Raw genomic sequence first — 20,586 nt, forward strand, 5'->3', positions numbered from 1 at the left:
CATTCTTTGCTTGCTCCGAAAGAATGAAGAAATAACCAAATATTAGGAGATGGATTCCTTGAGTTCACAGTTTGTTCACTTTATTTTGTAAATTTTGTGAACATTTTAAAAACTATTAAATGAAAATATAAGAAATGGTATTTTTAAAATAATAGAGTGTTTTGTGTGCTTCCATGAAATAGATTTTTGTTGAGAAAATCTTTAAAAACATCGAAAAGATCGGCAGAATAACCTATAAAACTTGCAAATGAAAAAAGGGGGGGATTGATTTGTTAAAAACGAAACCGAAAACGGTCTATGAAGAGGCTCTATCAAGAGGGTTTTCTCGCCGAGATTTTTTGAAAATGTGTACGGCATTAGCAGCAACGATGGGGTTAAGCTTTAAGGAGGCAGATAAAGTTGTACAAGCTATGGAGACGAATTTACGAGTTCCAGTGATATGGCTTGAGTTTCAAAGCTGTACGGGTTGTTCAGAGTCGTTTATTCGTTCAGCGCATCCAAAAGCTGAAAGCGTTTTACTAGAAATGATTTCTTTAGAGTATAGCGAAGTTCTTTCAGCGGCTTCAGGACATCAAATTGAAGCAGCGATGGAACATGTTTTAAAGGAATACTCAGGGGAATATGTACTTGTTGTGGAGGGATCGGTTGCCGATGATGAGTACATAACAATCGGTGGTCGCTCAGCAAAATCGATATTGGAAGAGGCTGCCAAGGGAGCGAAAATGGTTATTTCATATGGTAGCTGTGCATCTTGGGGAGGGATTCCTGCGGCAAATCCGAATCCAACGAATGGTGTGCCAGCTGCAAAATTGATTAAAGACAAGCCTGTCGTTCTTGTACCTGGTTGTCCTCCAATTGCAGAGGTGATGACCGGCGTGATAGCTCATATAATTACTTTTGGAGCTGTACCTGAATTAGATCATTTAGGAAGACCAAAGGCATTCTACCGCCATCGCATTCATGATAAATGTAATCGTCGTGCTTACTTTGACGCTGGGCTGTTTGCTGAATCCTTTGATGATGAAGGAGCAAAGCAAGGATACTGCTTATATAAGCTTGGATGTGTAGGGCCTACAACCTTTAGCGCCTGTGCTGAAATGCGATGGAATGGGGGTACAAGCTACCCAATTCAGTCTGGAAATCCATGTATCGGCTGCACCGAGCAAAATTTCTGGGATAATGGACCATTTTATACTCGTCGTGCCAAAATCCCGGGTACTCAAACCACGATTAACCCAGAAAAAGTGGGACTGGCCATTACAGGTGCAGCGGTAGCGGGAGTGGCTGTTCATGCAGGGGTAACAGCAGTCAAAAAAGCAAAAGATAGCTCGGAAGAACGAGGTGAATCCTAATGGCAAATCGAATTGTTGTCGATCCTGTTTCGCGAATTGAAGGGCATTTGCGAATAGAAGCGGATATACAAGATGGCCAGATCGCAAAAGCTTATAGCTCAGGGACGGCAGTCCGGGGGATTGAACTTATTGTGAGGGATCGTGATCCACGTGATGTGTGGGCATTTGTTCAGAGAATTTGTGGGGTGTGCACAAGTTCACATGCCCTTGCCTCCATTCGTTCTGTAGAGGATGCGTTGGATATAAAGATTCCGAAGAATGCCAATCTCATTCGCAATATTATGAATGAGGCTTTATACGTTCATGACCATATTGTTCATTTTTATCATTTGCATGCATTTGATTGGGTAGACGTTGTTGATGCTCTGAATGCAGATCCAAATGAAACTTCTAAAATCGCACAGTCCATTTCTGATTGGCCCAAATCATCCCCTGGCTATTTTGCAGAAGTGCAAAATAAGGTGAAAAAAGTGGTTGATAGCGGTCAACTAGGTATTTTTGCAAATGGATATTGGGGACATCCCGAATATAAACTTCCATCAGAAGTTAATCTTTTAGCAGTTGCTCATTATTTGGAAGCTCTTGATTGGCAAAAAGAAATCGTCAAGATTCAAACGATTTTTGGTGGAAAAAATCCTCACCCACATTATGTGGTAGGAGGAATGGCGACACCACTTGATGTTAACAGTGATAACGGTATTCATGTAGAGCGGCTTATGCATGTTTCACAACTGATTGATGAAGCGAGAGAGTTTGTGACAAAGGTGTACATCCCGGATTTATTAGCCATTGGATCCTACTATAAGGACTGGACTTATGGTGGAGGATTGAATAATTACTTAGTGTATGGTGATTTCCCTACAGGAGATATCCGTGATGTTGAAACCTATCGTGCTCCACGTGGTATCATCTTAAACGGAAATCTCAAAGAGGTTCATGATCTAGATCTCAAGGATCCTGAACAAGTAAAAGAATTTATTGATCATTCCTGGTATACATACGATGGACAGGAAACTGGCGGAAAACATCCATGGGATGGGGAATTGACGTTTAACTATACGGGACCAAAGCCTCCTTATGAGAATCTCGACGTAGAAAAGAAATACAGCTGGGTGAAGTCTCCTAGATGGAAGGAAAATCCGATGGAGACAGGACCACTTGCGAGAATGATGGTTGGGTATGCTCTAGGAAGAGAAGAATATGTTCAAATTGTCGATGATACTCTGAAAAATTTAAGTATTCCATTAGAAGCGCTGCAATCAGCACTTGGGCGGACTGTTGCCCGTGGCTTAGAAACAGTCCTAATCTCAGGCTGGATGCGCAATGACATGGATCAGCTCTTAGAAAACATCAAGAATGGGGATCAAACAACCTTTGACCGAACCAAATGGGAACCAAATTCATGGCAGACTAATGCCAAAGGTGTAGGTTGGATGGAAGCTCCAAGGGGGTCGTTGGGCCACTGGATTGAGATTGACAATCAAAAAGTGAAAAATTATCAAGCTGTTGTACCGACAACATGGAATGCTTCGCCAATCGATCATAATGGAAATCAAGGTGCTTATGAATCAGCACTCCAAAATACGCCGATTGCCGATCCAAAGCTTCCGCTTGAAATTCTTCGGATTGTGCATTCATTTGACCCTTGCCTAGCCTGTGCTGTTCATTTGACTGATTTAGAAACTTCTGAGTCAACGGAAATTAAATTATTTTAGGAGGAGGAGCTAATGTCTGAACATAAAGCTCGTTCAACCTTTGACCCGTCAGATGTAAGCGAACAAAAAGCAAAGGATTTAGGGAAGATCTATGTTTGGGAAGCACCGGTCAGGATATTTCACTGGATTAATGCTTTTACAATTGTGATTTTAATGATTACTGGGATTTATATTGGAAAACCTTTTGTTAGTGCTTCAATATCAGGGGATGCCTATTACTCTTTTTTGATGGGCTGGGTCAGATACATTCACTTCTTTGCCGCTTTCTTGTTTACAGCTAACCTATTATTTCGATTGTATTGGGTCTATAAAGGCAATAAGTACGCAAAGTCAAATCCATTCCAAATCAGCTTTTGGAAAGAAACATGGGAAGCGATAAAATACTATTTATTCTTGCCTAATAAAAAGAAGCATTATATCGGACATAATATGCTTGCTCAATTAAGCTATTGGATTTTTATTGGATTGGGTTCCATCATCATGATGCTGACAGGATTTTATCTTTTTTTTGAGCCCCAATTCGAGTCATCCCTAGGTGGTCTTTTTAGCTATATAGGAATCCTTTTCGGCGGAGATAGTTTTACAGTCAGATCTTGGCATCATCTTGTTGCATGGGGGTATATGGTGTTCATTGTTATTCATGTTTATATGTCATTTCGTGAAGATTGGATAAGTAGAAATGGCACGATGTCGTCCATTATAACTGGATATAAAACGGAAAAGGTGAAAGACATCGCTAATGAAGATCATGAAGCTGAAGGTGATAAGAGTGCCTAAATTTAAAGTTTCAAACACTAAGAAAATTGTCATTATTGGAATTGGGAACACCATCTATTCAGATGAGGGTGTTGGTGTCCATATGATCCCTTATTTAGAAGAGGCACTGGCAGGGTACCAAAATGTAGAGATTGTTGAAGGAGCAACAGATGGAATGAAGCTTCTTGAGCCTGTCGAGGATGCGGATTACCTTATTATCGTCGATGCTATCAATGCAAAAAAACGAGATGGAGAGCTAATTACAATACGTAATGAGGAGATTCCACAATATTTTGGAATCAAGATGTCTATACATCAGGTAGGATTTCAAGAGGTTTTATTTGCTGCTAGACTGCAAGAAAGGCTACCTGTGGAAATGGTGATGTTTGGCATTCAACCTGCATCACTTGAGCTTGGGGTGGAACTATCTGAAATTGTAAAAGAGAAGATTCCGAAACTAGTAGAAAACATTGTTCAACAGGTTCATAGCTGGAGTGAGAAATGTGAAGCGGTCTGAGTTTTTCACAGAAATGGGAAAGGGATTTTTTCAGACTGTGAAGGAAATTACCTCCCCTTTCATCAAGGAAGATTTAAATAAAATGGATGTATTTGCTGACAAAGTGGTTGGAATGAAATGGTATGAAATAGGGTTAGTGGATTCCTTCCGTAAAGAAGGGATCCATGATGTATTTGTGTCAGGAGAACCTTTTGTTTTGGTGAAGGGTCAAGATATGAGAGTTTATCGAAAGGTATGCCCTTCATGTGACCAGATGATGCATTGGATTTCTTTTGAAATGAAGTTAAAATGTATGAATTGTGAGCAAAGCTTTGAGCTATTAAATCAGGGAGCTAGAATTGGCCTTTCCTCACATCCTATTAAAATAGTTGAGGAAAAGCTTTTTCTAGGAAAATATTGAATATAAACACTAGAGGAAGATTGAGATGCATGAAATGGCTCTGATGGGGGATATCCTCCAGCTCGTTGAAAGAGATGCAATTTCAAGAAATATTCATCAAATAGATAAAATTGAACTTGTCGTTGGGGAACTGAGCAATGCCCTCCCTGATGCACTGGAAATGGCCTTTGAAGTGTTCCAGGCAAGGAATCAAGCAAAGTTATTGAAGGAGGCAAAGCTCATCATTTTTAGGGAAAGGGCAAGGGCAAAGTGCACAGTTTGTGAGCATGAATATAAGCCGGATGCCCGCCTTAGTATATGTCCTCAGTGCCAATTGCCAAGTGGAAAGCTGACTGCTGGAGAAACATTCAAGGTTCTGTCATATGAAGGGAGTTAGGAAACAATGAAGGTGATTTTGGAAGAAGAGGTGCTAGCAGATAATAATTTATCAGCACAGTTCAATCGAGATCTTTTTCAGAAAAGCAAGACGCTAGTTATCAATTTAATGAGCTCTCCGGGTGCAGGAAAAACAACATTATTAGAAAAAACCGTTGCTACCCTCGGAAGTATATTCAGGATTGGAGTCATCGAAGGGGATTTAGCAACTGAAAAGGATGCAGACCGTATCAGGGCATTAGGTGCTCAAGCTGTCCAAATCAATACAAATGGCGGCTGTCATTTAGATGCTAGGATGGTTGCAAAGGTACTGCCCGAATTTGATTTTGAGGAAATTGACATTTTGTTTATTGAAAATGTAGGAAATCTTGTCTGTCCATCTGGCTATGACTTAGGACAAAATCATAAGGTTGCCATCTTAAGTGTTCCTGAGGGAAATGATAAAATTCCGAAATATCCTGTTATGTTCCGTCGTACTGAAATGGTTGTCTTAAATAAAGTAGATTTGCTTCCATACTTAGATTTTGATGTAGAAATGGCTTTTGAGGATTTAAAAGGAATTAATCCAGATTCAAAAATGCTTCAAGTGTCATCAAGAACGGAAGAGGGATTGGAAGAATGGTTCACATGGATAAGACAAGCTTATATACAAAATCAAAAGCGGTCATTATAACAGTAAAGGGGCGGGTTCAAGGAGTTGGATACCGCCCATTCGTATTTCAAATTGCCACTCAATTTGCTGTGACAGGAACGGTCCAAAATAACATGGATGGCGTTAGAATCTTTGCTGAAGGTCAAGAACCAGCCCTACAATTCTTTGTAGATGCCATTCATTCTAAAGCGCCAAGACTTGCAAGAATCGATGAGGTAATTATTGAAGATTCTCAATCAAAAGGACATGATCAATTTTCAATTATTCCTAGTGAACGTACTGGAAAATCGTCTTTGGTAATCCCAGTAGATTCTGCAATCTGTGTAGATTGTCTCCAAGAGATGAGAGAGCCTAATGATTTCCGGTATCGGTATCCTTTTATCAACTGCACTCAATGTGGACCAAGATATACGATTATTGACTCGCTTCCATACGATCGGCCATATACATCTATGAGTGACTTCCACATGTGTTCAGATTGTGAAAAGGAATACGAGGATCCAATGAATCGAAGGCACCACGCTCAGCCGATTGCCTGTGACTCTTGTGGACCTAAGGTAATGATAGTCTCTATGGGTGGAGACATCATGAGAGAAAAGGATGACGCCATCAAGAAAACGATTGAACTACTATCAAAAGGGAAAATCGTAGCAGTTAAAGGAATAGGCGGGTATCACTTGGCCTGCGATGCTTTTAATGAGGGAACAGTAGCTGCCCTTAGAGAAAGAAAACATCGACCTCAACGCCCATTAGCTATGATGGTAGCTAATATTGAAGTTGCAAAAGAAATTTGTCATGTTTCTCCTCAAGAAGAGATGGTTTTGCAGTCATCGGAATCACCCATTGTTATTCTAAAAAAGAGAGGTGGAACTAGTCTAGCGAATAGTTTAGCTCCAGGGATGAATACTTTAGGGGTAATGCTGCCATATACGCCTCTTCACCACCTTCTTTTTGAAGGAGGTTCTATTTCAGTTTTGGTGATGACTAGTGCAAATCCCTCTGGACTGCCAATGCTTTATAAGGACGAAGAGGCTGTTGCTTATCTACAAGGAATCGCCGATTATATATTGACTAATAACCGCCCGATTCTTCATCCAGTGGATGATTCAGTGGTACGGATTATAGATGGGAAACAAAGCTTTCTTAGACGTTCTAGATGCTATGTTCCTGATCCTTTTACTACGAGTCATGATGTACATGAGGTAGTAGCCCTCGGACCCCAGCAAAAAAACAACTTTGCAATTGGGAGAAATAAACAAATTTTTGTTGGCCCCCACATTGGTGAAATGGAACATTTAGAAGTGTTGGCTCATTACGAGAAGGAGTTATCCCATCTTATGAAATGGATGGGGATTGAAGGGAAAATGCTTGCGACTGATATGCATCCTGGTTATGTGACTACCGAGCTTGCAAGGAGCATGAAAGGGCAAATAATACCCGTTCAACATCACCATGCCCACCTTGTTTCCTGTATGGAGGATAATAAGCTAATTGATTCGGTTTTTGGAATTATTTTGGATGGGACAGGTTATGGGGAGGATGGTCATATTTGGGGATTCGAAATCTTATATGGGGATCCAAAAGAATATAGACGATTAGCCCATCTTCACTATACGCATCTACCTGGAAACGAAAAGGCGATAAAAGAGCCATGGAGAAATGCAACAGCGATGCTCATTGACTATTTTGGGGATGAAGGTTGTGACCTGGCAAAAAGGCTTTTTATAGGAAGAGACTATGAGATTGAAATAATGGCAAATATGCTTTGCAAAGGAGTCAATAGCCCACTTGCAGGCACCTGTGGTCGCTTATTTGATGCGGTCAGTGCCATTTTAGGAGTTTGTGAGGTTTCTACATACGATGGGGAAGCAGCTATTAAGCTATCCGAGTTGCTAACGTTTGAACAGGTAGAAAAGCCTTATTCATATAAGGTGATTTTTACGAAAGATATCGCAACCATTAACTTTGCACAAGGTTTAAAGGAAATCATTCAGGACAAATGGCTAGGAATTCCACTTCAAAAAATAATCGAACGATTCCATGAAACGGTTGTAACGATATGTGTCGAGCTCATTTTCGTTTTAAGTAATAACAATCCTTCTTTTAACAAACAAGTAGTTTTATCTGGAGGCAGTTTTCACAATCCTTATTTGGCAGTTGAAATTTCAAAAAGGATCAAGAAAAAAGGTTTCCAAGTATATACACACAAACGAGTGCCTTGTAATGATGGCGGTCTTTCCCTTGGACAGCTTATCATTGCATCACAAAGGCGCTAAAAAGGAAAAGATCAGACAAATAAAAAGGGGGGAGAAAAATGTGTGTAGGTGTACCGGCGAAAATAATTGAAAAACATGAATATTCCGCAGTAGTGGATGTTATGGGATCGACAATGACGGTGGGAATTATTCTTGTTCCAGAGGTTGAAATTGGAGACTATGTGATTGTTCATGCTGGACAAGCAATGTCCATCATTGATGAGGAAAATGCGATTCTTAGCATTGAAGAATGGAGGAGGCTAGTCGATGCAAGAACTTCTGGATGAATTATCAAATTCTCAGCTAAGCAGAAAGCTCTTAATAAAAGTCCAAGAAGCAGCAACCGAATTTGCGGAATTACATGGGAGAAAGCCTATCTTTATGGAGGTTTGCGGTTCTCATACGATGGCCCTAGCTGAAACAGGGGTAAAAATAGCACTGAAGGATTATGTTCATTTAATCTCAGGCCCTGGCTGCCCTGTATGTGTGACAGATCAGAAATCGATCGATGCAATGATCAAGCTTGCTGAAGGAGAGAATCGTATTATCTGCACATTTGGAGATATGATTCGGGTACCTGGTACCGAATTAAGCCTCATGGAGGCGAAGACAAAGGGGAAGGACATTAGAATCGTCTACTCTCCGCCAGATGCAGTGAGAATTGCAGAAGAGAATCCTGACAAAGAAGTGATTTTTTTAGGTATAGGTTTTGAAACGACAATTCCTGTTTTAGCAATCGCTTTAAAAGCTGCTCTTGATAGAGGGGTTCCTAACTTCTCCATGTGGATGACAACTAAGCTTGTAGAACCGATTTTAAGAACACTTCTTGAATCTAAGGAAGTCATGATAGATGGTTTCCTATTACCTGGTCATGTATCGATCATTCTTGGAAAAAATCAGTATCAGTATTTAATAGATGAATATCAAATTCCAGGAGTAATAAGCGGCTTTGAACCAATTGAATTGCTAGGCGGGCTCTATAAATTAATCCACCAATTATTAGAAGGAAGAGTCGAAATTGAGAATGACTATCCATCCGTTGTGAGTGATAAAGGAAATGAACTTGCTAAGTTATTATTGAATACTTATTTTGAACCAGTGGATGAAGCTTGGCGAGGCATAGGAGTAATTGCTAAAAGTGGGATGGATATACGGGAAGAATATGCAGCGTTTAATGCAAAAAATCGCTTTGATATAAAGGTGGACGAACCGCGGAAAACAAAGTGTCGCTGTGGGGAAATTATTAGGGGGGTTATTTCGCCAGAAGAATGCCTGTTATTTGGAAAAGCATGTACACCTGTAAAACCGATTGGACCATGTATGGTATCTGCAGAAGGCACCTGTTCCGCTTACTATCAATTCATGAGGGAGGACTAATAGTATGAAAGATGAAAGGATTAGTTTAGCCCATGGAGACGGTGGGGAACTAGCTCATAAATTAATTCAGAGCGTATTTGTTAAGGCGTTTGGCCATCATGATTATGCCCGCTTTGATGCTTCGCTCTTTCCAGCAGTTACAAATAAACTAGCTATTACAACAGACAGCTTTGTCGTCAATCCCCTCTTTTTTCCAGGCGGGAACATTGGAAAACTTGCTGTTGCAGGTACTGTCAATGATTTAGCAGTAAGCGGTGCAACCCCAATGTACTTAACAGCAGCGTTTATCATTGAAGAGGGGTTTAAAGTATCGGAATTAAAGGAAATCGTTAGCAGTATGGCAGCTGAGGCCCAGAAGGCGAATGTTCAAATTATCGCTGGCGATACAAAGGTTGTGGAGAGAGGCAGTATGGACGGAATGTATATCAATACAACGGGTGTAGGTTTTGTCCATGATAGCAAGTTTTCCTCCCCACTAGCAATGGAAGTAGGAGATTCAATCATTATTAGTGGAACAATTGGAGATCATGGGATTGCCATTGTTAGTGCAAGAGGAGAGCTTGGCATTAAGACAGATTTGAACAGTGATTGTGCCTCACTGAATGGATTGATTAAGCATACACTCGAACAAGTAGACGGGGTAAGAATCATGAGAGACCCCACTCGTGGCGGGTTGGCTACTACTCTCGTTGAAATTGCCGAGGACTTCCATGTGACAATGGAAATTGTCCAAGAAGAGATTCCAATTCGTAATGAAGTGAAAGGCGTTTGTGAAATCTTAGGTTATGATCCCCTCTATTTAGCAAATGAAGGAAAAGTGATCTTCATTGTTAAGAGTGAGGATGAAGAACAGGTGTTACATTTATTAAATGAGCATGAATTAGGAGTAAATGCAAAGGTCATCGGTCGAGTCACTAGTAAGGATAATGGACGACTCCTCTTAAGGACAGGTATCGGAAGTACAAGAAGACTAAATCGTTTATCTGGGATGATGCTGCCAAGAATATGTTAAAAGAAAAGCAAAGGAGGAATTAAATGAATACCCTTCTTTGCTTTTCTTTAATTGATAAATTCCTTCCATTCCTGAATAAAAGGGGCGGTCACTTCATTCGGATGCTCTATTACATCTTCGGTATTCCCTACTTGCTGGATTTCTCCATTCATTAGGATAGTTAGACGATCTGTTAAATACTTTATTTCTAAAAGGTCGTGGCTCACAAAAACGGTTGTCGTATGAGTTGTTTTTAAGATCTCCTTTAATTCCTTTAAAAGCTGTACCTTTGTTGGAAAATCTAATGCAGAAAAGGGTTCATCTAAAAATAATACCTCTGGCTCAAGTACCATTGCCCTTGCTAGATTGACCCTCTGGGCTTCTCCACCTGATAAATGAAAGGCATGCTTTTTAGCAAGATGAGAGATATTAAATTTCTCTAACCAGTATCCCACTTTTTCATTGATGACCGATTTTGGTAGTTTACGAATTTTTAGACCGAGAGCGACGTTTTGATAGACGGTTGTATTAAGAAGCAATGATTGCTGAAGGGCGATAGCAAATTTTCTACGCATTTCGATCGAAATCTTCTGCCCAGAGAGCACCGTTTCTTTTAAAAAAATCTGACCTTCACTAGGGGAATCCAGTAAGGAGAGGAGTTTTAATAGCGTGCTTTTTCCAGCTCCATTAGGCCCCATTACGCCCATGATTTCCCCTTGTTGGATGGAAAAAGAGGGAATCGAGAGAATGGTTTTACGATGAACCTCGTGTTGTATATTTTCCAATTTTAGTAGAGTGCTCATACTCTTCGACTCCTTTGCTGCAGGAATGTTAAAATGAAGGTAATCAAAAACGCGAGTATCATAATAATGAATGAGAGGGCAAAGGCGATGTCAAAATTCCCTTTTGACACCTCCATGACGATAGAGGTCGTTAAGATTCTCGTATCTCCTTTTATGTTACCACCGACCATCATCGCTGCCCCAACTTCTGCAATCACTCTACCGAAGCCTGTAATAATAGCTGCCAAAATGGCAACTTTCGTTTCGATTAGCAATATTTTTAATCCTTGAAGCTTCGTAGCTCCTAAAGCTTTAATTTGCATGAGCATTTTTTCATCAATTTGCTGAAAGGCGCTACTTGTAAGACCTATGATAATTGGTAAAGAGACCAGTATTTGTGCCATGATTATCGCGGTCGGTGTGTAGAGGAGAGAAAGATGTCCTAAAGGTCCTGAACGCCATAGAAAAATCGTGATCCAAAGTCCAGCTACAACGGGCGGGAGCCCCATCCCAATATTGATAAATACTAATAGGAGTTTTCTTCCAGGAAATTTTGTTAGGCCAATGATAATTCCTAGCGGGATTCCAATGAAGGTACTAATTATGATGGCTGTTAAAGAAACTCGAAGGGTCCGCCAGGCAATTTCAAAGACTTCAGGATCACCGCTTGCGATCATTTCGAGCGCTCGTATTAGACCATCTAGTAGTAAGTCCATATATTAACCAACTCACTTTATTATGTATTCATTACTTCTTTATGAAAGAAAATACCTAGTAAAATGAATTACTAGGTATTTTGTGTTCTTTTTTACTCAGAAATTATTCTGTGTATTTGTAGAATAAGGATTGTCCATATTCCTCTTTACCGAATTCTTCAATCTTATTCTGCACTTCTTCATCAACCATAAATTCAACAAATGCTTTTGCTCCGTCGTTGTTGATTTGATCATTTTTCTCTGGATTTACTTCCATCACATGATAGATGTTTAATAGAGCTTCGTCACCTTCAACGAGGATATCCATATCAGCATAGTTTTCTTTTTGTGCTAAATAGGTAGCTCTGTCTGTTAAAATATAACCTTCTTTGTCAGCAGCGACTTGAAGGCTGGCGCCCATTCCTTGTCCTGTTTCTGCATATGATGCATTCTCACTTGGTGTAACACCAATTGCTTCCCATAATCCTAACTCCATTTTATGTGTTCCAGAATCATCGCCACGAGAAACAAAAACGGAACTTTCATCGAATAATTTTTGGAAAGCTTCATTTACTGGTAATCCTTTGATCCCAGCTGGATCGGCTGTAGGTCCAACAATGATAAAATCATTATACATCACACGCTTATAATTTTGAACATCACCATTATCAACGAGTTCCTGCTCTGAAGCTGGTGCATGGGTTAAAAGTACATCTGCTTCGCCATTTACACCCATTTCAAGTGCGGCACCAGTACCAACGGCGATAATTTTAAGATCATAAGGGTGTGCCTCTTCAAACATTGGCTCAAGTAATTCTTCTAAAAGGCCACTATCCTGTGTGCTAGTTGTCGTTGCTAAAATTAAATCGGTAACTTCCGCTTCAGCTGTTTCTTCTGTTGCAGGAGTTTCTTGTTCTGATGTAGAACCTTCGTTATTTTCATTTTCCGTATTCCCACATGCGGCAATAAAGACAAATAGGAATGCGATTAAAGCTGTTGATAAAAAGCGTTTTAAATTCATTAACGTTTCCCCCTATTTTTTTTCATGAATGATTTTCCCAAATTCTTGGGTGTTATATCCTTTAAGAGAACGAATGCTCTCTTTAAAGCTAGTTAATTGGATAACGTCCAGCAGATGCTGCAACGCCAGCTCGTTTTTCTTATTCCAGCGTAGCACTAAATCAAATTGCTCATTTGTAACTGGAATAAAGTCTAAGTCAAGCTGTTCAGCGGCAGAGCGAATGCCTAATCCTACATCAGCAATTCCTCGACTAATATAAGAAGCTGTAGAGAGGTGGTTCCATTCCTCATTTTCATAACCTCTTATGGAAGATGGATCAATCTTTTCATTAGCTAACGATGAATCTAGTAAAAATCTTGTTCCAGAACCTTTTTGCCGATTAACGAAAGTGATATCTTTTCTCGTTAAATCATGAAAATTCTTGATCTCCTTTGGATTTCCTTTCGCTATAATAAACCCTTGTTCTCGACTCGCTAAGCGAAGAACCGTAAGAGGCTCATGAACAAAGAATAGCTTTATAAAAGGAAGATTATATTCTCCAGAAGAAGGATCTAAAAGATGAATAGCCGCTACATCGCTGCTGCCTCGATAGAGCATCATTAAACCTTCGAGGCTTCCGATATATGTTGGTTGAATGGATAAGAAATCAGCTTGCTTTGTGACGTATTTAATTAAATGCTCGATTAAAAAATCGTGACTTCCAGCGATTTGGATGGAAAAGAGTTGCTCGTTCTTCCCGGTAGGAGAGTCGAGGTTCTTAAATCTCTCAACTTCACTTTTGTCAATGCGCATTTTGTTTCCGACCTTAAATGCTTGAAGTTCTCCACGTTTAACAAGCTCATAAACAGTATGTTTTGAAATTTTAAAAAGCTTTGCTATTTCATCTGGTGTATATGTTTCATCATTCATCTCCATCACCTAGCCTCATCTTTTCTTGTCTTAGCTTACTAAATTGATTTAAGTTTAAACTGTGATCTTTATTACATTTTATTAAGTTTCGTTAAGTTTTGTCCAGTTTGTTCACTTTTTGTTCACAAATCAACTTCACTCTTTGTTCACAGATTATCTCCTCTTTTTTTCGAAAATAATATTGAGAATGTGAATAACTCGCTTATTTGGGCATATTCCAATAAAATAAAGGTAATCGAAAAGGGGAAAAAGTGGGTGAACCGATGAGTAAAACACATTTATTTTTTAATACAGAGATAGGGGTCAGGAAGCCTGAAAGTATTCGCAATAAAAATACAAGATGTCCGTTTTGTGCACGTAATGAATTAACGGATATCATCGATGTGGACGGCCCGATCATTTTACTAAAGAATAAGTATCCGGTACTCGAAAATGCGTATCAAACCGTATTAATTGAAACGGATGACTGTTCTGGTGAGCTTTCGCTCTATTCGAAAGAGTATTTAGTGAAATTATTTTCGTTTGCATTAAAGCATTGGAAGGCAATGGAGGAAAGCGGCGAATATAAATCTGTCCTCTTTTTCAAAAATCATGGTCCTTTATCAGGTGGAACGATAGCCCATCCACATATGCAACTTATTGGTTTAAAGACGATTGATTATATGGAAAACGTGTCACCTGTTTACTTTGAGGGGTTGAAAATAGCTGAGGAAAACGGTGTGAATTTCTCTATATCGACCGAACCAAAGGTGGGTTTTTATGAGTTCAATGTGAGGATGACCAATATAGAGCAACTAGAATCTTTTACTTCTTATATTCAAACAACAGCCCATTATATTCTCAATCAATTTCCATTTAGGGCAAGTAGCTATAATCTCTTTTTCTATCGTATGGATGGAGTGATCTATGCGAAAATTGTTCCCCGTTTTGTGACAACGCCGCTATATATAGGCTATTCCATTCCACAGGTGCCAGATAATTTGGAGAAGGTGCGGGAAGATATTTTGCAAAAGTATATCAATGTGTAAGCGGTAATAATATCCAACGATTTTTGAAAAGTTGTGATTTGCCTCTTAGATAAAATATAATGGAGTAATGTGAAATGTTATGTCTTAAGGGAGAATAATCATGACGACTGAGAAAAATTCGACATCTAGATTTGATTTTAACCTTGTGTTTATTTTGTTTTTATTATTTATCGCGAGCTGTATAGCGATTTACAGTGCCCAAAGTACAGGGCAATATGATGAGAATTTTCTATTAAAACAGATTGTTTGGTATTGCATTGGAGCGGTCATTATCGCGGTGATGATTGTCTTTGATTCAGAGCAATTGAAAAAGCTTTCCTGGTATCTTTATGGATTGGGTCTGCTCCTACTTGGATTTTTGCTTGTTGCTCCAAGTAGTATTGCTCCTGTTATCAACGGGGCAAAAAGTTGGTTTCGTGCCCCTGGTATAGGTTCTCTACAACCATCTGAATTTGTGAAAGTGTTTTTGATTTTGGCACTGGCAAAACTAATTACGGAACATCATGAAAAAACGCAGTTTAAAACGATTCAAAGTGATGGATGGTTATTGTTGAAAATTGGTTTTGTAACGGGAGCTCCGTTGCTACTCGTTATGCAACAGCCTGATTTAGGAACCGCGCTAGTATTAATTGCGATTATGCTTGGTATGATTTTTATTTCTGGCATCACGTGGAAAATTCTTGTGCCGATATTTGCAGGAGGTACAACATTGATTTCTGTGATCTTCTACTTTGTTCTCGTAAAGCCGGAGCTTTTAGAGAAATACTTAGGGGTCAAACAGTATCAATTTGGTCGTATATACTCATGGTTAGATCCTTACAATTATTCAAGTACTTCTGGTTATCAATTAACGAGATCGCTCCTTGCGATCGGTTCGGGAGAGACGAATGGGAAGGGATTTGGGACAAGGGAAGTGTATTTGCCTGAAAGCCATACCGACTTCATCTTTAGTGTCATTGGAGAGGAGTTTGGCTTCATCGGAGCAAGTCTAGTCGTGAGTTTATTTTTCCTCCTGATTTATCATATTACGAGGGTGGGAATGGAAACGAAGAATCCTTTTTATACCTATATTTGTGTAGGAGTAATCAGCATGATCACATTTCATGTTTTTCAAAATATTGGGATGACGATTGGGGTACTTCCGATTACCGGGATTCCATTACCTTTTATAAGTTATGGAGGAAGCTCATTAATGGGCAATATGCTTGCCATTAGCTTAATCTTTTCCATTCGATATCACTATAAGAAATATATGTTTTCTGAATGAAAATGTAAAGTCCAATTCACAGTAAAGTGAGTCGGACTTTTTTTTTCGTAGTTATTCAACGACACCCGCTTCAGTAATGGTGACGTCAGGTACTATCTCCACTTCTAAATTTTGAAATTGGGAATCTGTCCAATCCGTTAGGTCAAAATTTCGTGTTCTCGTCTTCACGAAATGCCCAAATCCAACCGGGTCAATCTTTTTTTCTTTAAAAACATCGACTAGCTTTAAACACTCTTCCGTGATTTCTTTTTCAAAGGCCTTTTGTAGTGAATCTATGACTTCAGGTGTTACTTTATTTCCAGTAAATTCATTGATAATTCCATGGACCGTTAATTTTACCGTAATCTCATTTGGAGAGCGATTTGTTAGCTTGAATTGATGGACAGAACGGATGCTGCGAATGGCAGCGTCTCCTTCATCAATTTTCACTCGATGCAACCCGTTACTATATTTATCAACGAGAAGTCTGAAGAAGAACATTTCTTTCGGTGATACCGTATGAACCACTTTTCCATGCTTAAAAAAACAAATTCCATTTAAAAGCACTTTTTCTTTAGATATCTGTTTCACCTGTGGCAAGAAGGGAGTCTGCCCTTTTTGATAGTACGCAAAAAGAAACTTTTGGAGATTTGTTTTTGGAAGATCCTCGTTCTCAATATTCGTCTTAATTAGATTTGACAAATGGGTTGCATTTCCCCTGATTCCGTATTCTCCTTCCATCAGCTCTTTTGCTTCACCATCGACCACTGCCAAATAAAGTCCCGATCCTATCCCAGGATCTCTTTGAAAGGGGTCGATCAATGGCAGGACCCCTTCTTTAGTTGCTAATTCTTTTCCAAAAAGAACAATTTCCATACTGCCTGTTACAATGGGGTTAGCCGACTGAAGTTGTAGCTCTTGTAAGATTGATTTATTGATGTGAGCCTTGGCTGTTAATGTTCTATTTTCTGGTGGTTTTTCAGGTTGATATATCGGATAAAGAATCGTTCCGAGCGTTTCGGTATCGTTAGCATGATCAAAACCAATTGCTTCTATCAAGTTTATATCATCTAATATCTCCTTTTTAACACAACCAGTTAGAACAAATAAAATACAAATAATGAACATTATCTTATGAGCGGACTTTCTCATCTTTTTTTCTCACCTTCTTTACAGTTAAAGTTGCGACAAAGAGTAAAGGAATATAAACAAAAGTAAAGTAAAAGCCAACAGTACCAACGAAATCACTGAGAAAATTGATTTGTTTTCTTGTAATTAAAGAACTTGTGGCAATTAAGCAAAGGACAGCTAGAACCGGGACCGTTTTTCTGATTTTAAAAGAAAATAGTCTTTTTGCTAGCCGGCTGGCACACCATAAAGCAATACTTGCATTTGGAAGAATAATTAAACACCAATTGGCAAGTCCAATATATTCAAATCGTTCAACAAAGGGCATCATAATAATTTTCCACATGGTTAAGGTTGGCCATATATTCAATTGCAGTTGGTCCTCTGGAAAATAAGCGAACGTTAATATAGACAAATAAAGACAAAGAAACGTCGTATACAAAATGGCTAAATGTCCCCATTTTTTTGATTGTTCAGGATTATTCACAAATGGATAAAAAACGAGTAATGTCTCAAAGCCTATAACCGTTAGGGACATATTTCTACTAGCTTTCAAAATGTCCATTATAGAATGATCAAAAATAGGTAGTAGATTATTAAATTCTGCATAAGGAATCGTAAAAAGAAATAATACAAGTATGTAAGAAGGTAGGATAATCCCAAAAAAGGCAATCCCAGTAACCGTCCTAAATCCTCCGAAATTGGCATAAACGACAACAGCTATAAAGACGAGAGCAAACCAAAAAGTTTCTAAATGAGGAAACATCCAGACTTGGACTACCTCAATATAGGTTCTCAAAACCATAACAGTTAATAGGCAGAAATAAAGGATTAGCAAAGAGCTTAATACTTTGCCCAGTTTGTTTCCAAAGACATAACTGTGGATACTGACAATATCCCCGCCTGCAATCTTGAGCATTTTAAAAATCATCCACAACAAAATGTGGATTCCTATGCCAGTGAGAACAATAGATATCCATGCATCATAGCCAGCATATGTGGCGATGATCCTTTGAAAGCCTAGGATTCCGATCCCAAATTGCATTGAGTGAATGATGAAAAACACTAGAAATGGAGAGATTTGTTTAGTTTCAGGAACGTTTACAGTCATGAGGTAGACCTCTATTCATCAATATCTTTTTTTTTCTTTGTTTTTTTCTCATTCATACGTTTTGGTTGCTTTGAATCTAAAAATAATGGTCTTTTCGTTTGATTTTTAAAAGACAAACGAATTAAGGCATCCTTAAAATCTACTTTCCTTGGTGGGTATAATGGTTCAAGATAAGGTCTTCCTAATGAAGTAAGTCGAATTAAATGGATGAGCAAAATACAAAAGCATAAGAGGATTCCTAGAAATCCCCACAACTCCGCAAAAAATAAAAATGGAAAGCGAAGTAATCGAATCGTATTGCCCATACGATAGACCGGTGTGGTAAAGGAAGCTAAAGCAGCGAGGGCGATAATGATGAGCAGTACATTGCTCGTAAGACCAGCTTCAACACTCGCCGTCCCAATGACAATTCCTCCAACGATACCGATTGTTTGTCCGACTTTTGTCGGAAGTCTTGCACCAGCCTCTCTAAGCAATTCAATTGTAAGTTCAAGGAAGAGAGCTTCAAGAATGGGTGGAAAAGGAATTGCCATTCTCGAAGCAACTAAAGCACTCAAAAGGTCTCTTGGAATCAACTCATAATGATAGCTTAAAGTTGCGACATATATCGGTGTTACTAAGATTGAGAACGTTACAGCGAATAGTCGAACCAATCGGAAAAAAGATGAAATTGTCCAGTTTAAAAAATAATCCTCGAACGAACTGAAGAATTCGACTAATGTAGTCGGCCCAGTTAAAGCGTGAGGTGAGCCATCTACAATAATGGCTACTTTTCCCTCGATAATTCCTGCCGAGACGCGGTCTGGTCTTTCCGTATCTAGAAGCTGAGGGAAAGGGGAATTTTGATTATCCGAAATAAGTTGTATTATAAAGGAACTGTCGGTAATTTCATCAAATTCGATATCTTGGAGACGTTGCCGAACCGTATTCACATTCTCTGTATTGGTCAGATTTCCTAAATAGAGAACAGCAACCTTCGTTTTTGACAGGGAGCCAATCGTGAATTCCTCAATAATGAGATCTTTTATCGGAATCCTTTTCCTTACGAGATTGAGATTTTGTTCGATTGATTCAACGAAGGATTCTTTTGGTCCGATGACACTGAATTCAACTTCTGGAACGCCAACACTTCTACCAACTTTTTTTTGAGCCCCTAAAAAACAAAAGTTTTTGGTGTCATTTTCTATCATTAGAAGGACATATCCACTAAAGAGTTTCTTTTCGATATCTAAAGGGTTCTCCGAAAATTCTATATCCTCAAGTGGAACGATTTTTTTTACATCTTCAATATGTTTTAATTTCCCGTCTAAAAGAAAAGGGAGAAGGCTCTCATGGATTGTTCTTTCTTCCACCATCGTAGACATGAACATCAACGAAAAAGAAACTTCTGTTTGATTGTTCAAGTAAGTTACATGTTTAAAGTCTTTAGACTTTTTTAGAAGTTTCTCAAGATCTTCGATTTCTTGATTCTTTTTCGAAAAAGGATTTCTCATGGAAGGCATTCTCCTAAAGATAAGGATATATGGAGTTATTGTTTCCTTTTTTGGCAGGTTTATCCGAAGAAATGAACATGAAAAAGAGCCCGTAATTCTACGGACTCTTACTGTAAAAAAGAGGGGGGCTCAATTTAAGTTTGAGGGGGTAAATTGAGCCGGGCAATCTATAATAGGAAAGGTATTCGCAATGTTCCTGTCATAGTTGCTAATGATAATCATTATCAACTATATTTTTATGATAATGCCCTTTATAAAAAAAGTCAACACGATTTTGATAAAAAATTCATGAGCAAGACACTCCTAACCCATACATTAATTTCTTATCACAAAAAAAGGAGACAGAAGGGGACAATGATCCTGTCTGCCTCAAAAAACTATCTTTTGAATTGATTATTTTGGCTATTCTTTTTATCTTTGTGACCCATTTCTGCACCAGGACCAGCATTTCCTTGTACACTAGCTGCACTTACACCGGCCTTAGACGGGTCCTTTTTCCGCTTTGCCATACGAGCACCTCCACAATTAAAATTCAATCTTAAGATTCCCAATGGGTATCAGACTTATGAAAATGAAACTTTCAAAAAAATTTAAAAATTACATATCTAATTATTGCGGAAACAATCTAAATATTTTATGATGATAATATCAGATACCATTTAATCGTGGTCGTATGTGACTGGCCACATGGGACATCTCTTGCGTCTACATCGTCTAAATTAAGTAAGTAACATGCCTTCTATGGAGCATGACATTTACTTTAAAAAGAATTATGCATATTTT

The 20,586-nt window shown here is 38.8% G+C and carries 21 protein-coding genes; 13 read left to right on the forward strand and 8 right to left on the reverse strand.

Annotated features, from left to right (window positions below; genetic code table 11):
* Positions 1–269: 269 nt before the first annotated feature.
* The 11 genes from AA0X71_RS04755 to hypE are packed head-to-tail and all read left to right on the forward strand — an operon-like array spanning position 270 to position 10,411.
* A complete protein-coding gene (locus tag AA0X71_RS04755; protein ID WP_413359821.1) occupies positions 270–1,352 on the forward strand; it encodes a hydrogenase small subunit in 1,083 nt (360 codons plus the stop codon).
* Entirely contained in the window at positions 1,352–3,067 is a 1,716-nt protein-coding gene (locus tag AA0X71_RS04760; protein ID WP_413359824.1) for a nickel-dependent hydrogenase large subunit, read from the forward strand. Before AA0X71_RS04755 ends, AA0X71_RS04760 begins: the two co-directional genes overlap by 1 nt.
* 12 nt (positions 3,068–3,079) lie before the next feature.
* On the forward strand, positions 3,080–3,844 hold the full coding sequence (gene cybH, locus AA0X71_RS04765; RefSeq protein WP_413359826.1) for a Ni/Fe-hydrogenase, b-type cytochrome subunit: 765 nt from the start codon (positions 3,080–3,082) through the stop codon (positions 3,842–3,844).
* Positions 3,837–4,340 carry a HyaD/HybD family hydrogenase maturation endopeptidase gene (locus tag AA0X71_RS04770; RefSeq protein ID WP_413359829.1) on the forward strand — a complete coding sequence of 168 codons (504 nt, stop codon included), beginning with the start codon at positions 3,837–3,839 and terminating at the stop codon, positions 4,338–4,340. Before cybH ends, AA0X71_RS04770 begins: the two co-directional genes overlap by 8 nt.
* Positions 4,327–4,740 (forward strand): hypothetical protein, encoded by a 414-nt coding sequence (locus AA0X71_RS04775; RefSeq protein ID WP_413359831.1) that lies wholly within the window; start codon positions 4,327–4,329, stop codon positions 4,738–4,740. The genes AA0X71_RS04770 and AA0X71_RS04775 overlap by 14 nt, the downstream gene beginning before the upstream one ends.
* Positions 4,741–4,765: 25 nt before the next feature.
* Complete coding sequence (locus tag AA0X71_RS04780) at positions 4,766–5,116, forward strand: hydrogenase maturation nickel metallochaperone HypA (protein WP_413359834.1); 351 nt, start codon at positions 4,766–4,768, stop codon at positions 5,114–5,116.
* Positions 5,117–5,122: 6 nt separating this feature from the next.
* A complete protein-coding gene (hypB, locus tag AA0X71_RS04785; protein ID WP_413359836.1) occupies positions 5,123–5,788 on the forward strand; it encodes a hydrogenase nickel incorporation protein HypB in 666 nt (221 codons plus the stop codon).
* Complete coding sequence (hypF, locus tag AA0X71_RS04790) at positions 5,743–8,043, forward strand: carbamoyltransferase HypF (RefSeq protein ID WP_413359838.1); 2,301 nt, start codon at positions 5,743–5,745, stop codon at positions 8,041–8,043. Before hypB ends, hypF begins: the two co-directional genes overlap by 46 nt.
* A gap of 38 nt (positions 8,044–8,081) precedes the next feature.
* Complete coding sequence (locus AA0X71_RS04795) at positions 8,082–8,309, forward strand: HypC/HybG/HupF family hydrogenase formation chaperone (RefSeq protein WP_413359840.1); 228 nt, start codon at positions 8,082–8,084, stop codon at positions 8,307–8,309.
* Positions 8,290–9,399: a hydrogenase formation protein HypD gene (hypD, locus tag AA0X71_RS04800; protein ID WP_413359842.1), complete on the forward strand. Its 1,110-nt coding sequence runs from the start codon at positions 8,290–8,292 to the stop codon at positions 9,397–9,399. The genes AA0X71_RS04795 and hypD overlap by 20 nt, the downstream gene beginning before the upstream one ends.
* A 4-nt stretch (positions 9,400–9,403) precedes the next feature.
* Entirely contained in the window at positions 9,404–10,411 is a 1,008-nt protein-coding gene (hypE, locus tag AA0X71_RS04805; RefSeq protein ID WP_413359845.1) for a hydrogenase expression/formation protein HypE, read from the forward strand.
* 47 nt (positions 10,412–10,458) lie between these two features.
* Here hypE and AA0X71_RS04810 read toward each other — a convergent pair whose 3' ends face one another.
* The 4 genes from AA0X71_RS04810 to AA0X71_RS04825 form a co-directional block, all read right to left on the reverse strand.
* Positions 10,459–11,193, reverse strand: a complete 735-nt coding sequence (locus AA0X71_RS04810; RefSeq protein WP_413359847.1) for an ABC transporter ATP-binding protein — start codon at positions 11,191–11,193, stop codon at positions 10,459–10,461.
* Positions 11,190–11,888: an ABC transporter permease gene (locus AA0X71_RS04815; protein ID WP_413359850.1), complete on the reverse strand. Its 699-nt coding sequence runs from the start codon at positions 11,886–11,888 to the stop codon at positions 11,190–11,192. The genes AA0X71_RS04810 and AA0X71_RS04815 overlap by 4 nt, the downstream gene beginning before the upstream one ends.
* A gap of 103 nt (positions 11,889–11,991) precedes the next feature.
* The gene (locus AA0X71_RS04820; RefSeq protein ID WP_413359853.1) at positions 11,992–12,888 is read right to left on the reverse strand and encodes a substrate-binding domain-containing protein; all 897 of its coding nucleotides are present in this window, start codon (positions 12,886–12,888) and stop codon (positions 11,992–11,994) included.
* A 12-nt stretch (positions 12,889–12,900) separates the two neighbouring features.
* Positions 12,901–13,803 (reverse strand): substrate-binding domain-containing protein, encoded by a 903-nt coding sequence (locus AA0X71_RS04825; protein WP_413359855.1) that lies wholly within the window; start codon positions 13,801–13,803, stop codon positions 12,901–12,903.
* Between the two features lie 257 nt (positions 13,804–14,060).
* Between AA0X71_RS04825 and AA0X71_RS04830 the strand changes: the two genes are divergently transcribed.
* Complete coding sequence (locus AA0X71_RS04830) at positions 14,061–14,825, forward strand: DUF4931 domain-containing protein (RefSeq protein ID WP_413359858.1); 765 nt, start codon at positions 14,061–14,063, stop codon at positions 14,823–14,825.
* Between the two features lie 100 nt (positions 14,826–14,925).
* Positions 14,926–16,092, forward strand: coding sequence for an FtsW/RodA/SpoVE family cell cycle protein (locus AA0X71_RS04835; RefSeq protein ID WP_413359860.1), 1,167 nt, complete (start codon positions 14,926–14,928; stop codon positions 16,090–16,092).
* Positions 16,093–16,143: 51 nt separating this feature from the next.
* Here the strand turns inward: AA0X71_RS04835 and AA0X71_RS04840 are convergent, their stop codons facing one another.
* From AA0X71_RS04840 to AA0X71_RS04855, 4 genes are all read right to left on the reverse strand, one after another.
* Positions 16,144–17,223 (reverse strand): Ger(x)C family spore germination protein, encoded by a 1,080-nt coding sequence (locus AA0X71_RS04840; protein WP_413359862.1) that lies wholly within the window; start codon positions 17,221–17,223, stop codon positions 16,144–16,146.
* Positions 17,204–18,310 (reverse strand): GerAB/ArcD/ProY family transporter, encoded by a 1,107-nt coding sequence (locus AA0X71_RS04845; protein ID WP_413359865.1) that lies wholly within the window; start codon positions 18,308–18,310, stop codon positions 17,204–17,206. Before AA0X71_RS04845 ends, AA0X71_RS04840 begins: the two co-directional genes overlap by 20 nt.
* Before the next feature lie 11 nt (positions 18,311–18,321).
* Positions 18,322–19,803 (reverse strand): spore germination protein, encoded by a 1,482-nt coding sequence (locus AA0X71_RS04850; RefSeq protein WP_413359867.1) that lies wholly within the window; start codon positions 19,801–19,803, stop codon positions 18,322–18,324.
* A 377-nt stretch (positions 19,804–20,180) separates the two neighbouring features.
* A complete protein-coding gene (locus tag AA0X71_RS04855; protein ID WP_413359870.1) occupies positions 20,181–20,312 on the reverse strand; it encodes a YuzL family protein in 132 nt (43 codons plus the stop codon).
* Positions 20,313–20,586: the final 274 nt, after the last annotated feature.

The sequence above is a fragment of the Robertmurraya phoenicis genome, from assembly GCF_047302285.1.
GTDB lineage: Bacteria > Bacillota > Bacilli > Bacillales > Cytobacillaceae > Robertmurraya.

Excerpts from the sequence above, each read along its gene's own strand:
- AA0X71_RS04845 (WP_413359865.1), bottom strand. The coding sequence starts at position 18,310 with ATGACTGTAAACGTTCCTGAAACTAAACAAATCTCTCCATTTCTAGTG.
- AA0X71_RS04795 (WP_413359840.1), top strand. The coding sequence starts at position 8,082 with ATGTGTGTAGGTGTACCGGCGAAAATAATTGAAAAACATGAATATTCC.
- AA0X71_RS04855 (WP_413359870.1), bottom strand. The coding sequence starts at position 20,312 with ATGGCAAAGCGGAAAAAGGACCCGTCTAAGGCCGGTGTAAGTGCAGCT.
- AA0X71_RS04815 (WP_413359850.1), bottom strand. The coding sequence starts at position 11,888 with ATGGACTTACTACTAGATGGTCTAATACGAGCGCTCGAAATGATCGCA.
- AA0X71_RS04835 (WP_413359860.1), top strand. The coding sequence starts at position 14,926 with ATGACGACTGAGAAAAATTCGACATCTAGATTTGATTTTAACCTTGTG.
- hypF (WP_413359838.1), top strand. The coding sequence starts at position 5,743 with ATGGATAAGACAAGCTTATATACAAAATCAAAAGCGGTCATTATAACA.
- AA0X71_RS04810 (WP_413359847.1), bottom strand. The coding sequence starts at position 11,193 with ATGAGCACTCTACTAAAATTGGAAAATATACAACACGAGGTTCATCGT.
- hypB (WP_413359836.1), top strand. The coding sequence starts at position 5,123 with ATGAAGGTGATTTTGGAAGAAGAGGTGCTAGCAGATAATAATTTATCA.
- cybH (WP_413359826.1), top strand. The coding sequence starts at position 3,080 with ATGTCTGAACATAAAGCTCGTTCAACCTTTGACCCGTCAGATGTAAGC.
- hypE (WP_413359845.1), top strand. The coding sequence starts at position 9,404 with ATGAAAGATGAAAGGATTAGTTTAGCCCATGGAGACGGTGGGGAACTA.
- AA0X71_RS04820 (WP_413359853.1), bottom strand. The coding sequence starts at position 12,888 with ATGAATTTAAAACGCTTTTTATCAACAGCTTTAATCGCATTCCTATTT.
- AA0X71_RS04850 (WP_413359867.1), bottom strand. The coding sequence starts at position 19,803 with ATGAGAAATCCTTTTTCGAAAAAGAATCAAGAAATCGAAGATCTTGAG.
- AA0X71_RS04760 (WP_413359824.1), top strand. The coding sequence starts at position 1,352 with ATGGCAAATCGAATTGTTGTCGATCCTGTTTCGCGAATTGAAGGGCAT.
- AA0X71_RS04840 (WP_413359862.1), bottom strand. The coding sequence starts at position 17,223 with ATGAGAAAGTCCGCTCATAAGATAATGTTCATTATTTGTATTTTATTT.
- hypD (WP_413359842.1), top strand. The coding sequence starts at position 8,290 with ATGCAAGAACTTCTGGATGAATTATCAAATTCTCAGCTAAGCAGAAAG.
- AA0X71_RS04825 (WP_413359855.1), bottom strand. The coding sequence starts at position 13,803 with ATGGAGATGAATGATGAAACATATACACCAGATGAAATAGCAAAGCTT.
- AA0X71_RS04830 (WP_413359858.1), top strand. The coding sequence starts at position 14,061 with ATGAGTAAAACACATTTATTTTTTAATACAGAGATAGGGGTCAGGAAG.
- AA0X71_RS04780 (WP_413359834.1), top strand. The coding sequence starts at position 4,766 with ATGCATGAAATGGCTCTGATGGGGGATATCCTCCAGCTCGTTGAAAGA.